Source organism: Luteipulveratus flavus (assembly GCF_029439465.1).
Lineage (GTDB): Bacteria > Actinomycetota > Actinomycetes > Actinomycetales > Dermatophilaceae > Luteipulveratus > Luteipulveratus flavus.
On record NZ_JAROAV010000010.1, the window covers coordinates 230,990 to 242,920 of the forward strand.

Below are 11,931 nucleotides of genomic sequence, written 5' to 3' on the forward strand. Positions count from 1 at the left end.
GATGACCGCGACCGCGTCGACCCTCCCGGGCCTGCTGCTGCTGCAGGGCGAGCCGCGCAGGGTCGGCAGCTGGGTGGCACGTGGGACCGTACCCGCGTACGTGCTCCCCGTCGGCGGCTGGACGGCCGTCGTCGCGGCCGGTGAGTCCGCTGCGAAGGCACCGTACGACGACGGGCTGACGATGCTCGCCAACCGCCCGGTGCCGCACGGCTTCCGCGGGTCGGTGGGGTTCTTCTCGATCGACGGGCGCGCGGTCGTCGTCGTGCAGCGGCGCGGCTGGCGGACCATCCCGCGCTGGCTGGTGTGGGAGCCGGGCCACGGCGCGCAGCGCGTCCACGGTCTGTCGCCGCTGCGCTCCAGCGACCTGCTGGACGTGGTCGGCGTCGCGCCCGAGGAGACCCAGACCCTGCGGTCGCTGCTGCGCTCGACCGAGGGCGAGTCGCTGGACCTCCTGCGCGATCTGATCGACGCGCTGGCCCTGCCCGCCGGCCGGATGCTGTCGGGTTCGGGTGTCCCGACCCAGCCCGACGCCACGCTGGTGACACCGGGGGAGCGGGACGTCGCCCGGTTCGAGCGGGTCGTCGGCGAGGACCGCGCCATCCGGGCGGAGCAGGAGGACCTCTCGTGAGCCGACGCGTCGTCGTCCTGGACTACGGCAGCGGCAACGTCAGATCGGTCGTGCGCATGCTCGAACGGGTCGGGGCCGACGTCGAGCTGACGGCCGACCCGCGGGCGGTCCGGCGCGCCGACGGCCTGTACGTCCCCGGGGTCGGCAACTTCCACGCGTGTGTACAGGGTCTGGTCGGCGTCGGCGGTGACACCCTGATCCGCGAGCGGGTGGTCGCCGGCGCCCCCGTCCTCGGCGTGTGCGTCGGCATGCAGGCGATGTTCGTCGACTCGACCGAGACGAGCGCCGTCGGCACCCATCCCGGTCTCGGCCTGTGGTCGGGAGCGGTCACCCGGCTCACCGGGCCGGTGGTGCCGCACATGGGCTGGTCGACCGTCGAGCCACCACCCGGCACCCGGCTGCTGCGCGGGCTGGAGGGTGAGCGCTTCTACTTCGTGCACTCCTTCGCCGCGCACGAGGCTCCGGTACGCGACGGTGCGCGTCCGCTGACCACGTGGGCCGAGCACGGCGACCGGTTCGTCGCCGCGGTCGAGGACGGTCCGGTGAGCGCGACCCAGTTCCATCCCGAGAAGTCCGGCGACGCCGGGGCCCAGCTGCTCAGCGCCTGGCTCGAGACACTCTGAACGTTGTTGCAACGAAAGGACACTCAGTGACCACTGCCCGCCTGGAGCTGCTCCCGGCCGTCGATGTCGCGGACGGTCGTGCCGTCCAGCTGGTGCAAGGCGTCGCCGGCACCGGCGGCGAGTTCGGCGACCCGTGGGAGGCCGCGAAGGCCTGGCAGGACCAGGGCGCGGAGTGGATCCATCTGGTCGACCTGGACGCCGCCTTCGGCCGGGGGTCCAACGGCGACCTGCTCGCCGACATCGTGGGCCGGCTCGACATCAAGGTGGAGATGTCCGGCGGGATCCGGGACGAGGAGACGTTGCGGGCCGCTCTCGCGACCGGCTGCCGCCGGGTGAACCTCGGCACCGCCGCCCTGGAGGACCCGGAGTGGACCCGGGAGGCGATCGCGACGTACGGGGACCAGGTCGCGGTCGGGCTCGACGTGCGCGGCACGACACTCGCCGCCCGGGGCTGGACCCGCGAGGGCGGCGACCTGTGGGAGACGCTGGCGCGGCTGGACTCCGAGGGCTGCAGCCGGTACGTCGTCACCGACGTGGCCAAGGACGGCATGCTGCAGGGTCCGAACGTCGCGCTCCTGCAGCAGGTGTGTGAGCGCACCGACCGCCCGGTCGTCGCCTCCGGCGGCATCTCCACGCTCGAGGACCTGGCGGCGCTGCGCGGCCTGGTCGGCGACGGCGTCGAGGGCGCGATCGTCGGGTCGGCCCTCTACCGAAAGGCGTTCACGCTGCCCGAGGCGCTCGACGTGGCGGGCCGGTCATGACCGACGGCTCGGACAGCACCGACTCCGCCGGCCAGGAGTGGCACGGCCGCAGCCTCAGCGGAACGGGCTTCGACGACGACACCGGCTCGGCCGACGCCGGGCTCGTCGCCGCGCTGGCGGACCCGGGCGACGAGCTGCGGCTGATGCGCGCGGTCGCCGAGGCGCGCCTGCTCGTCCCGGTGGTGGCCGCCCCCACCGAGATCGACGACTCGGGCGACCTCGCCGTGGAGAAGTCCACCGACATGGCCGTGGTAACCCTGACCGCTCCCGACGGGCAGCGCGCGCTCCCGGTGTTCTCCGGGGTGGAGGCGCTGGCGCGCTGGGACGAGGGCGCCCGTCCCTCGCCGGTCACCAGCGCGCGTGCGGCCCAGGCGGCGGTCTCCGAGCGCTGTGACGTGATCGTCCTGGACGTCGGGTCACCGCACCAGGTGGTGCTGCGACCGAGCATGGTGTGGGCCCTCGCGCAGCAGCGCGCGTGGATCCCGGCCCACCAGGACGAGCACGTCCGCTCAGCCGTCGCGGCTGCGGTCCGCGACGACCCCGCCGTGGAGGAAGTCCGCTGCGAGGACGGCTCCGACGCCGGCCCGGGGGTCCTGCGCGTCGTCCTCGGCGTCCGCCCCGGCCTGTCGCAGAACGAGCTGCGCGAGGTCGCGACCCGCGTGGGGGAGCGGATCGCGACCGACGGGGAGGTCAGGGCGCGGATCGACGGCCTGGCCTTCGCGCTGCAGGCCGCCGGACCCGCCGACCCGGGCGGGCGCTGAGCCTGGTCAGCGGCGGTTGGCCTTCAGGGTGTCCAGCCGCTGCCGCATCTCGTCGGCGCTGATCTCGCCGCGAGCGTACAGGTCGCGAACCGTCCCGACGGCGTCGTGACGGCCGCCGCGCCACCGTCGGGAGACGACGTAGATGAACGTCCCGACGACGAGAAGCCACAGAATCGGGAAGATCGGGAAGAACGGCCAGGGCGGGCCGTCCCAGTGGTCGGTGCTGTCGGCGGTGAGCTGGAGCAGTGCAGTGGTCATGCCGTCCAGACTCGGCGAGACGCGCGGTCGGCGCGTCCGCCGGGCGTTGAGATCGCCCTGCGCACCGTGCGTACGAGCCTCAGCCGGCGCGCGCCCGCAGGTGGACCTTGACGCCCTGGGTCCCGAACATGCTGAGCGCCTCGACCGGCTTGTCGTCGGCAGACCCGAACCAGTGGGGGACCCGGGTGTCGAACTCCACCGCCTCGCCCCGCGTCAGCACGAGGTCCTGGTCGCCGAGCAGCAGCCGCAGCCGTCCCTCCAGGACGTACAGCCACTCGTAACCCTCATGAGTGCGTGGTCTGGGGTGCTCGGGACTGGTGCGCTCGTGGAAGACGAGCTTGAAGACTTGGACCTGACCGGGCTGCACCGACAGCGGGATCATCGTCATCGAGCCGTGGCGCCGCGCCTGGGTCCGGACGCGAGGGTCACCGACCGCGGGTGAGCCGACGAGCTCGTCCAGGGACAGGCGGTACGCGCCGGCCAGCGCCAGCAGCAGCTCCAGGGTGGCCTTGCGCTGCCCCGACTCCAGCCGGGAGAGCGTGCTGACCGAGACACCGGTGCGCTCGGACAGGTCGGCGAGGGTGATCTCCCGCTCCTGCCGCACCGAACGCAACCGAGGGCCGATGCCGTCGATGATCTTCGCCAGGTCGGTCATGAGATCACCTTGCCATTACGGCAAGGATGTTTGCCAGCGCCTCTGCTCCGGAGGCACAGTCGCTGCATGAACGACACCCAGCAGCAGTACGACGTCCTGGTCATCGGCGGTGGTCCCGCCGGCCTCAGCGCCGCTCTCGTGCTCGGACGGTCGCGCCGGTCCGTCCTGGTGGTCGACGCGGGCGAGCCGCGCAACGCACCGGCGGCTCACATGCAGGCGTTCCTCTCCCGCGACGGCGCGCCACCGAGCGACCTGCTGGCGGCGGGACGCGCGGAGGTGGCCGCGTACGGCGTGGACATCGTCGGTGACTCGATCGCCGAGATCGACCGTACGGCAACCGGATTCACGGCGACCACCACGAGTGGCGCGACGTACGACGCTGGCCGCGTCGTGCTGGCCACCGGTCTGCGCGACGTGCTGCCGGACGTCCCCGGCATTCGCGAGCGGTGGGGTCGCGACGTGATCCACTGCCCGTACTGCCACGGCTGGGAGGTGCGCGACCAGCGCATCGCGGTCCTGGCGACCGGGCCGATGAGCGCGCACCAGGCGCAGCTGTTCCGGCAGCTGTCCGACCGGGTCACCTTCCTCGCCGGCGACACCGACCCGGACGCCGAGACGCGCACCGCGCTGGAGGCCCGGGGCATCGAGATCGTGACCGGCCCCGTCGCCGAGCTGGTCGTCGAGGACGACCGGCTCACCGGCGTACGCACCGGATCGGGTGCGGTCCTGCCGCTCGACGTGCTGGTCGTCGGCACCCGGATGGAGGCGCCGCGCGACCTGCCGGACCGGCTCGGCCTGGAGATGACCGAGCTGCCGGGGATGGGTCGTCAGGTGACGGTCGACGACATGGGCGCCACGACGGTCCCCGGCGTCTGGGCGGCCGGCAATGCCGCCGACGTGCGGATGCAGGTGATCAACGCGGCGGCCGCGGGGAACCTCGCCGGCGCCGCCGTGAACATGGACATGGTCCAGGAGGAGGTCCGGCTCGCGGTGCAGCAGCAGGCGAGCCGGACGACCGCCTAGAGGTTGATCATGTGGCCGGCGATGCCCTCGATGGCTTCCTTCACGGCCTCGCTCAGCGTGGGGTGGGCGAAGATGTTGCGGGCCACCTCGTCGGCGGTGAGGTCCCACTTCTGGGCCAGCGTCAGCACGGGCAGCAGCTCGGTGACCTCCGGGCCGATCAGGTGCCCGCCGATGATCTCGTTGTGGGCGGCGTCGGCGACGATCTTCACGAACCCGACGCCCTCGCCCATGCCGCGGGCCTTGCCGTTGGCCGAGAACGGGAAGGAGGCGACCTTGACGTCGTACCCCTTCTCCTTGGCCTGCTCCTCGCTGTAGCCGAACGAGGCGATCTGCGGCTGGCAGAACGTGGCCCGCGGGATCATGTCGAAGTCGATCTCGACGGTCTCGGCGTCGCCGATGGTCTCGGCGGCGACGACACCCATGGCCTCGGCGGTGTGCGCCAGCATCAGCTTGCCGGTGCAGTCGCCGATCGCGTAGACGCCCTCGACGTTGGTGCGGCCGCGCTCGTCGACCGCGATCGCCTTGCGCTCGGTGAGCTGGACCCCGGTGCCCTCGATGCCGTACCCCTCGATGCGCGGCGCGAAGCCGAACGCGGCGAGGAAGCGGTCGGCCTCGAGCACCTGCTCGTCGCCGCCGGCGGCCGGAGCCACCGTGACGCGGACGCCGGAGCCGGTGTCCTCGACGCCCTTGACGGCGGTCGACAGCAGCACCTTGACGCCGAGCTTCTTGTACTGGCGCAGCAGCTCCTTGGACACGTCGGCGTCCTCGGTGGGCACCATGCGGTCCAGGAACTCCACGATGGTGACCTCGACGCCGAAGGACTTCATCACATACGCGAACTCGACGCCGATCGCGCCGCTGCCGCCGATGACGACCGACTTCGGGAGGTTGCCGTCGAGGATCTGCTCCTCGTACGTCACGACGTTCTCGGAGAGGGTGACGCCCGGCACCAGGCGCACGGTCGCGCCGGTGGCGATGATGACGTTGTCCGCGGTCACCGTCTGGTGCTCACCGGCGTTCAGCTCGACGTCGATCGTGTGCGCGTCGGTGAACATCCCCCACCCGTCGATCTCGGTGATCTTGTTCTTCTTCATCAGGTAGTGCACGCCCTTGGCGCTGGCGTCCGCGACGCCGCGGCTGCGCTGGTGGGTGGCGCCGAAGTCCATGGTCGCCTCGCCGCTGATCCCGAACTTCTTCTTCTCGTTCGTGATGATGTGCGCCAGCTCGGCGTTGCGCAGCAGCGACTTGGAGGGGATGCACCCGACGTTGAGGCAGACACCGCCCCAGTACTTCTTCTCGATGACCGCAACGGTCTTACCGAGCTGCGCCGCGCGGATCGCCGCGACATAACCACCCGGACCGGCTCCCAGGACTACGACATCAAAGTGATCAGCCACGCGCCAGAGCCTATCTCCGCCCTCCTGGCCGCCCGACGCCGCGGTCGAGCGAGCGGACGCCCTGTGGGGTGGCTCACGAACGCGTGATGACTGGTTCGGTCGCGAGCAGCGCGGTCGCCAGCTCGCTGTCGGTGACGAGGCTGTCGACCAGGCCACCGCCGACGGCGGCGCGCACCACGCCGGCGCGGCTCGGGCCGGTGACGAGCCCGATGACGTGCGGGACGGCGCGCAGCTGGTCGACCGAGACGGTGATGAGGCGCTGCGCCAGCTCGCTGTCCACGGCGTTGCCCTCAGCGTCGATGAACGCGCCGGAGATCTCCCCGACGGTGCCGGCGGCGGTGAGCGCCGCGGCCGTGGGGGCGTCGACGAGGTCGATGATGGTCGACTCACCGGGCAGCCACGCGCCGATGCCGACCACCGCGACCGTCACGTCGTCGATGTGCGCGAACGTCCCGGCCACACTCGGCTGACGCTGCATCATCCGGGCGCTCTCGATGTCGGCGGCCACGAGCGGGGCGTAGAAGTGGTGGGCCGGCCCGCCGCTCAGGCGCGCGGCCTCGCGCACCACGTCCACCGGGGTGGCCGCCACGTCGGTGACGGTCAGGGCCCCGCTCAGCTGGACCACCGGCACCCGCGGCAGCGTCTCGAGGGCGGTCACCATCGCCGAGACGGTGCGCGACCACGGCAGCCCGAGCACGTCGCCCTCGCCGAGGACCTGGTGGAGCAGGACGGCCGCCGTACGCCCGATCTCCTCGCGCAGGTGGACGGCGGCCTGCGCGTCGTCGGAGAACAGCGGGACGTCGACGACCGCGGCGTGCCGCAGGCCGAGGTGCTCGATGAGCTGCTCGGACAGCGCGGTGTCGACGGCGGCCTGGGGAGCGATCTCGATCCGGACGACGCCCCGGTCGCGAGCCTCGGTCAGCAGCCTGGCCACCTTGAACCGGCTCAGCCCGAGCTCCTGCGCGATCTGCACCTTCGAGGCGTCCTGCAGGTAGTAGCGGCGCGCGACCGTCGCGAGCAGCCGCCGGTCGTCGGCGGAGTCGACCGGGCCCATGCGACCGCCTCTGCCTTCGGGCGCCGCGTTTCCGTGCACGCGGCGATGTGATCTGGAACACTACACTCAAACGTGCACGCACATGCTCATATGAGCAGAACCGGTGATGGCGCGGACGCAGCGGCAAGGAGGCCAGATGCGACGGCGGAGGAAGTTGTTGGCGACAGGCGCGGCGGTCGCGATGGCGACGAGCGTGGCGTCGTGCGCGGGGTGGGGCGGTGGTGTCGGCGGCGGTGGCGGCGACACCGTCAACGTCCTGATGGTGAACAACCCGCAGATGATCGACCTGCAGAAGCTCGCGCCGCAGTTCACCCGCGAGACCGGGATCAAGGTCAACTTCACGGTGCTGCCGGAGAACGACCTGCGCGACAAGGCCAGCCAGGAGTTCTCCAGCCAGGCCGGCCAGTACGACGTCGCGACCCTGAGCAACTTCGAGATCCCGATCTACGCCAAGAGCGGCTGGGTCGCGCCGATGGACGACTACATCAAGGCCGACCCGGAGTTCGACCAGGCCGACATCCTCAAGCCGATGGCCACGGCGCTCACGGCGGAGGGCAAGGTCTACGGGCAGCCGTTCTACGGCGAGTCCTCCTTCCTGATGTACCGCAAGGACGTGCTCGCCTCCAAGGGCATCACCATGCCGGCGAAGCCGACCTGGAAGCAGGTCGCCGACATCGCGGCCAAGGTCGACGGCGCCCGGCCGGGCATGGCCGGCATCTGCCTGCGCGGCCAGCCCGGCTGGGGCCAGCTGTTCGCCCCCCTCACCACCGTGGTCAACACCTACGGCGGGACGTGGTTCGACCAGGACTGGACGCCGAAGGTCGACTCACCCGAGTTCACCCAGGCCACCCAGTTCTACGTCGACCTGGTGCGCAAGCACGGTGAGAAGGGCGCACCGCAGGCCGGGTTCACCGAGTGCCTCAACAACCTCACCCAGGGCAGCGTCGCCATGTGGTACGACGCGACGTCCGCCGCCGGCTCGCTGGAGATGGCGGGCTCGCCGGTCAAGGGGAAGATCGGGTACGCACCGGCACCCGTCGTGAAGACCAAGAGCGCCGGCTGGCTCTACACCTGGGCATGGGCGATCGAGAAGGCCAGCAGCCACCAGGACAACGCCTGGAAGTTCATCGCCTGGGCCAGCAGCAAGAAGTACGAGAACCTCGTCGGCCAGCGGGTCGGCTGGTCGTCGGTCCCGGCGGGCAAGCGGGCGTCGACCTACACGAACCCGCAGTACCTCGCCTCGGCGGGCCCGTTCGCGGCCCAGACGAAGCAGGCCATCGAGTCGGTGAACCCGAACAACCCCGGCCTGCAGCCACGTCCGGCGCCGGGCATCCAGTTCGTCGACATCCCGGAGTTCCCCGACCTGGGCACCCAGGTCAGTCAGGAGGTCAGCTCGGCCATCGCCGGCAAGACCACCGTCCGCAGCGCCCTGAACCTCGGGCAGCAGCTCGCGGACGACGTCGCGACCCAGTACCGGAAGCGGGAGGGCAAGTGAGCACCGTTGCCGCACGAGGAGACTCGGCTCTCGGCCGGGCGGGGGCGTGGGCACGCCGTGCTCCGCTCCTGCCGGCACTGATCTTCATGATCATCGTGACCCAGCTGCCGTTCCTGGTCACGCTGGTCGTGTCGTTCATGAACTGGAACGCCTACTACCCGAACGACCGCGGGTTCGCCGGCCTGGACAACTTCCAGAGCGTCCTCACCGACGTCAACGCCCGCAAGGCGATCCTCGTGACGGTGCTGCTGACCGTCGGCGTCGTCCTCATTTCCCTGATCCTGGGGCTGATCGTCGCGCTGCTGCTGGACCGCAAGTTCCGCGGCCGGAGCATCGCCCGCACGCTGATGATCACCCCGTTCCTGGTCGTGCCGGTCGCGGCGGCGCTGCTGTGGAAGCACGCGCTCTACAACCCGGAGTACGGACTGCTCAACGGGCTGCTGCGCGGCATCTTCGGTGACAGCGCGCCGCAGAAGGACTGGATCACCGACAACCCGCTGATCTCGATCGTCGTCGCGCTGGTGTGGCAGTGGACGCCGTTCATGATGCTGATCCTGCTCGCGGGTCTGCAGAGCCGTCCGATGGACGTCGTCGAGGCCGCGCGCATCGACGGCGCGTCGTCGTGGCAGATCTTCCGCAACATGACCCTGCCCCACCTGCGGCCGTACATCGAGCTGTCCGGACTGCTCGGGGCGATCTACGTGGTCCAGAACTTCGACGCGGTCTTCACCATCACCTCCGGCGGTCTCGGCACCGCCAACCTGCCGTACTTCATCTACCAGACCTTCTACACCGCCCATGACTACGGACGCGCGTCCGCCGCCGGTGTGGTCGTGGTGATCGGGACGATCATCATCGCGACCTTCGCGCTGCGCACGGTGCTGAGCCTGTTCCAGGAGGAGTCACGATGACCACCACCCTCGCTCGTCCCGCGGCCACCGACCTGGAGATCCGCCACGCGAAGCAGCCCCGGTCCGGGGTGCTGCTCACCGGCGCGGCCTGGATCATCGCGGTGCTGTTCGTCCTGCCCGTGCTGTGGATGATCCTCACCTCGTTCCACACCGAGCAGGACGCGGCCGCGAACCCGCCGAAGCTCGCGGCACCGCTCAGCCTGGAGGGGTACCGCTCCTTCTTCGACTCCGGGCCGTGGCCGCCGCTGGCGAACTCGCTCACCGCGAGCGTCGTCTCGACGCTGCTCGTCCTGCTGCTGGCGCTCCCGGCCGCGTACGCGCTGTCGATCAAGCCGGTCAAGAAGTGGAGCGACGTGATGTTCTTCTTCCTGTCCACCAAGTTCCTGCCGGTGGTGGCGGGCCTGCTGCCGGTCTACCTGTTCGCGCAGAAGGTGAACCTGCTGGACAACATCTGGCTGCTGATCATCCTCTACACCTCGATGAACCTGCCGATCGCGGTGTGGATGCTGCGGTCGTTCCTCTCGGAGGTGCCCACCGAGATGCTGGAGGCCGCGCAGGTCGACGGGGCGGGACTCGTGCGCACCCTGCGCGAGATCGTCGCCCCGGTCGTCGCACCGGGCATCGCCGCCGCGGCGCTCATCTGCTTCATCTTCTCCTGGAACGAGCTGCTGTTCGCCCGGGTGCTGACGGGCACGCGCGCGGAGACCGCACCGGTCTTCCTCACCGGCTTCGTGACCAGCCAGGGACTCTTCCTGGCCAAGGTCTGCGCGGCGTCGCTGGTGGTGTCGCTTCCGGTGCTCGCGGCCGGGTTCGCGGCTCAGGACAAGCTGGTCCAGGGGCTGTCGATGGGTGCGGTGCGATGAGCCCGGCGCCGGTCGCGCTCTCCCAGGCCACGGTCGGCGACCTCGATCCCGCGGTCGCGACGCCGTCGTACGACCGCTCGGCCGTCACGCCCGGCGTCGTCCACCTGGGCGTCGGGGGCTTCCACCGGGCCCACCAGGCGATGTACCTCGACGCCCTCATGAACCAGGGCGAGGCGCTGGACTGGGGCATCGTCGGCGTGGGCGTCCTCGCGCACGACAAGCGCATCGTCGAGACGCTGAACGCCCAGGACGGCCTCTACACCCTGGTGCTCAAGCACCCGGACGGCCGGCGCGAGCCGCGCGTCATCGGCTCGATCGTCGGGATGCTGCTCGCTCCGGACGATCCGGAGGCGGTCCTCGCGCGGATGACCGACCCGCAGACGCGGATCGTGTCGCTGACGATCACCGAGGGCAGCTACCTGATCAACCAGTCGACGGGGGAGTTCGACGCCGAGCACCCGTCCATCCAGGGCGACCTGGCGCAAGGGGCGGTCCCGTCCACCGCCTTCGGCTACGTGGTCGAGGCGCTGCGCCGGCGCAAGGACGCGGGCACACCGCCGTTCACCGTCATGTCCTGCGACAACCTGCCCGGCAACGGCGACGTCGCCCGCAAGACGATGATCGCGTTCGCGCGGCTGAAGGACCCCGGGCTCGCGGACTGGATGACCGCGCACGTCGCGTTCCCGAACGCCATGGTCGACCGCATCACGCCGGTGACCGCGGACGCCGACAAGGAGGCGCTCGCGCAGGAGTTCGGCGTGCAGGACGGCTGGCCGGTGGTGTGCGAGCCGTACACCCAGTGGGTGCTGCAGGACGAGTTCCCGCTGGGGCGGCCGCCGTTGGAGGACGTCGGCGTCCAGGTCGTCGACGACGTCGTGCCGTACGAGCTGATGAAGCTGCGGCTGCTCAACGCCAGCCACCAGTCGCTGTGCTACCTCGGCTACCTGTCCGGGTACCGGTACGCGCACGAGGTCTGCCAGGACCCGCTGTTCGTGGAGTTCCTGCTCGGCTACATGAACGAGGAGGGGCGCCCGACGCTTCCGGAGGTCCCCGGCGTCGACCTCGACGCGTACTGCCACACCCTGATCGAGCGGTTCGCGAACCCGCAGGTACGCGACACGCTGGCCCGGCTGTGCGCGGAGAGCTCGGACCGCATCCCCAAGTGGCTGGTGCCGGTGATCCGCGACAACCTTGCCTCGGGCGGGCAGGTCGGGCGCTCGGCCCTGGTGGTCGCCGCCTGGGCGAGGTACGCCGAGGGTGTGGACGAGCAGGGCGAGCCCATCGAGGTCGTCGACCACCGCAAGGAGGCGGTCATGGCCGCAGCCGCCGCGCAGCAGGAGGACCCGCTGGCGTTCCTGCGCGACCCGACCCTGTTCGGCGACCTGGCCGAGCAGGAGCGGTTCACGGCGCCGTACCTCGCCTCGCTCGAGGCGTTGCACCACAGCGGTGCGCGCGCGACGACCCAGGCCACGGTCGACGCGCTCCGCGGCGCGTGACGGTGC

At 70.9% G+C, this 11,931-nt stretch carries 13 protein-coding genes; 9 read left to right on the top strand and 4 right to left on the bottom strand.

The window, feature by feature from the left end; genetic code table 11:
• The first annotated feature begins 1 nt into the window (after position 1).
• Genes P4R38_RS04235 through P4R38_RS04250 form a run of 4 tightly spaced genes read left to right on the top strand, consistent with a single transcriptional unit; the run spans position 2 to position 2,773 of the window.
• The gene (locus P4R38_RS04235; RefSeq protein WP_275240274.1) at positions 2-628 is read left to right on the top strand and encodes a hypothetical protein; all 627 of its coding nucleotides are present in this window, start codon (positions 2-4) and stop codon (positions 626-628) included.
• Positions 625-1,251: an imidazole glycerol phosphate synthase subunit HisH gene (gene hisH / locus P4R38_RS04240; protein WP_277191172.1), complete on the top strand. Its 627-nt coding sequence runs from the start codon at positions 625-627 to the stop codon at positions 1,249-1,251. Before P4R38_RS04235 ends, hisH begins: the two co-directional genes overlap by 4 nt.
• Positions 1,252-1,277: 26 nt before the next feature.
• The gene (gene priA, locus P4R38_RS04245; RefSeq protein WP_277191173.1) at positions 1,278-2,012 is read left to right on the top strand and encodes a bifunctional 1-(5-phosphoribosyl)-5-((5-phosphoribosylamino)methylideneamino)imidazole-4-carboxamide isomerase/phosphoribosylanthranilate isomerase PriA; all 735 of its coding nucleotides are present in this window, start codon (positions 1,278-1,280) and stop codon (positions 2,010-2,012) included.
• The gene (locus P4R38_RS04250; protein WP_277191174.1) at positions 2,009-2,773 is read left to right on the top strand and encodes an SseB family protein; all 765 of its coding nucleotides are present in this window, start codon (positions 2,009-2,011) and stop codon (positions 2,771-2,773) included. Before priA ends, P4R38_RS04250 begins: the two co-directional genes overlap by 4 nt.
• A gap of 6 nt (positions 2,774-2,779) precedes the next feature.
• On the opposite strand, the gene P4R38_RS04255 is transcribed toward P4R38_RS04250, so the two are convergent.
• Both P4R38_RS04255 and P4R38_RS04260 read right to left on the bottom strand, forming a co-directional pair.
• The gene (locus P4R38_RS04255) at positions 2,780-3,031 is read right to left on the bottom strand and encodes an SHOCT domain-containing protein (protein WP_277191175.1); all 252 of its coding nucleotides are present in this window, start codon (positions 3,029-3,031) and stop codon (positions 2,780-2,782) included.
• A gap of 79 nt (positions 3,032-3,110) precedes the next feature.
• Positions 3,111-3,686 carry a helix-turn-helix domain-containing protein gene (locus P4R38_RS04260; RefSeq protein ID WP_275240268.1) on the bottom strand — a complete coding sequence of 192 codons (576 nt, stop codon included), beginning with the start codon at positions 3,684-3,686 and terminating at the stop codon, positions 3,111-3,113.
• Between the two features lie 66 nt (positions 3,687-3,752).
• On the opposite strand from P4R38_RS04260, the gene P4R38_RS04265 reads away from it, so the two are divergent.
• Positions 3,753-4,709, top strand: coding sequence for an NAD(P)/FAD-dependent oxidoreductase (locus P4R38_RS04265; protein WP_277191176.1), 957 nt, complete (start codon positions 3,753-3,755; stop codon positions 4,707-4,709).
• On the opposite strand, the gene lpdA is transcribed toward P4R38_RS04265, so the two are convergent.
• A complete protein-coding gene (gene lpdA, locus P4R38_RS04270) occupies positions 4,706-6,106 on the bottom strand; it encodes a dihydrolipoyl dehydrogenase (protein ID WP_277191177.1) in 1,401 nt (466 codons plus the stop codon). The genes P4R38_RS04265 and lpdA overlap by 4 nt on opposite strands.
• Positions 6,107-6,179: 73 nt before the next feature.
• A complete protein-coding gene (locus P4R38_RS04275) occupies positions 6,180-7,160 on the bottom strand; it encodes a sugar-binding transcriptional regulator (protein WP_277191178.1) in 981 nt (326 codons plus the stop codon).
• A gap of 136 nt (positions 7,161-7,296) precedes the next feature.
• Between P4R38_RS04275 and P4R38_RS04280 the strand changes: the two genes are divergently transcribed.
• From P4R38_RS04280 to P4R38_RS04295, 4 genes are read left to right on the top strand one after another with little or no spacing between them, the layout of a single operon-like run.
• Positions 7,297-8,655 (top strand): ABC transporter substrate-binding protein, encoded by a 1,359-nt coding sequence (locus tag P4R38_RS04280; RefSeq protein ID WP_277191179.1) that lies wholly within the window; start codon positions 7,297-7,299, stop codon positions 8,653-8,655.
• Positions 8,652-9,566: a carbohydrate ABC transporter permease gene (locus P4R38_RS04285; protein WP_277191180.1), complete on the top strand. Its 915-nt coding sequence runs from the start codon at positions 8,652-8,654 to the stop codon at positions 9,564-9,566. Before P4R38_RS04280 ends, P4R38_RS04285 begins: the two co-directional genes overlap by 4 nt.
• Positions 9,563-10,429 carry a carbohydrate ABC transporter permease gene (locus P4R38_RS04290; RefSeq protein ID WP_275240259.1) on the top strand — a complete coding sequence of 289 codons (867 nt, stop codon included), beginning with the start codon at positions 9,563-9,565 and terminating at the stop codon, positions 10,427-10,429. Before P4R38_RS04285 ends, P4R38_RS04290 begins: the two co-directional genes overlap by 4 nt.
• The gene (locus P4R38_RS04295) at positions 10,426-11,925 is read left to right on the top strand and encodes a mannitol dehydrogenase family protein (protein WP_277191181.1); all 1,500 of its coding nucleotides are present in this window, start codon (positions 10,426-10,428) and stop codon (positions 11,923-11,925) included. Before P4R38_RS04290 ends, P4R38_RS04295 begins: the two co-directional genes overlap by 4 nt.
• Positions 11,926-11,931: the final 6 nt, after the last annotated feature.

What these genes read in the sequence shown, in the direction of transcription:
- P4R38_RS04290 (WP_275240259.1), top strand. Translation starts at nt 9,563, where the DNA reads ATGACCACCACCCTCGCTCGTCCCGCGGCCACCGACCTGGAGATCCGC.
- P4R38_RS04265 (WP_277191176.1), top strand. Translation starts at nt 3,753, where the DNA reads ATGAACGACACCCAGCAGCAGTACGACGTCCTGGTCATCGGCGGTGGT.
- P4R38_RS04260 (WP_275240268.1), bottom strand. Translation starts at nt 3,686, where the DNA reads ATGACCGACCTGGCGAAGATCATCGACGGCATCGGCCCTCGGTTGCGT.
- P4R38_RS04295 (WP_277191181.1), top strand. Translation starts at nt 10,426, where the DNA reads ATGAGCCCGGCGCCGGTCGCGCTCTCCCAGGCCACGGTCGGCGACCTC.
- P4R38_RS04235 (WP_275240274.1), top strand. Translation starts at nt 2, where the DNA reads ATGACCGCGACCGCGTCGACCCTCCCGGGCCTGCTGCTGCTGCAGGGC.
- P4R38_RS04275 (WP_277191178.1), bottom strand. Translation starts at nt 7,160, where the DNA reads ATGGGCCCGGTCGACTCCGCCGACGACCGGCGGCTGCTCGCGACGGTC.
- P4R38_RS04250 (WP_277191174.1), top strand. Translation starts at nt 2,009, where the DNA reads ATGACCGACGGCTCGGACAGCACCGACTCCGCCGGCCAGGAGTGGCAC.
- P4R38_RS04255 (WP_277191175.1), bottom strand. Translation starts at nt 3,031, where the DNA reads ATGACCACTGCACTGCTCCAGCTCACCGCCGACAGCACCGACCACTGG.
- P4R38_RS04280 (WP_277191179.1), top strand. Translation starts at nt 7,297, where the DNA reads ATGCGACGGCGGAGGAAGTTGTTGGCGACAGGCGCGGCGGTCGCGATG.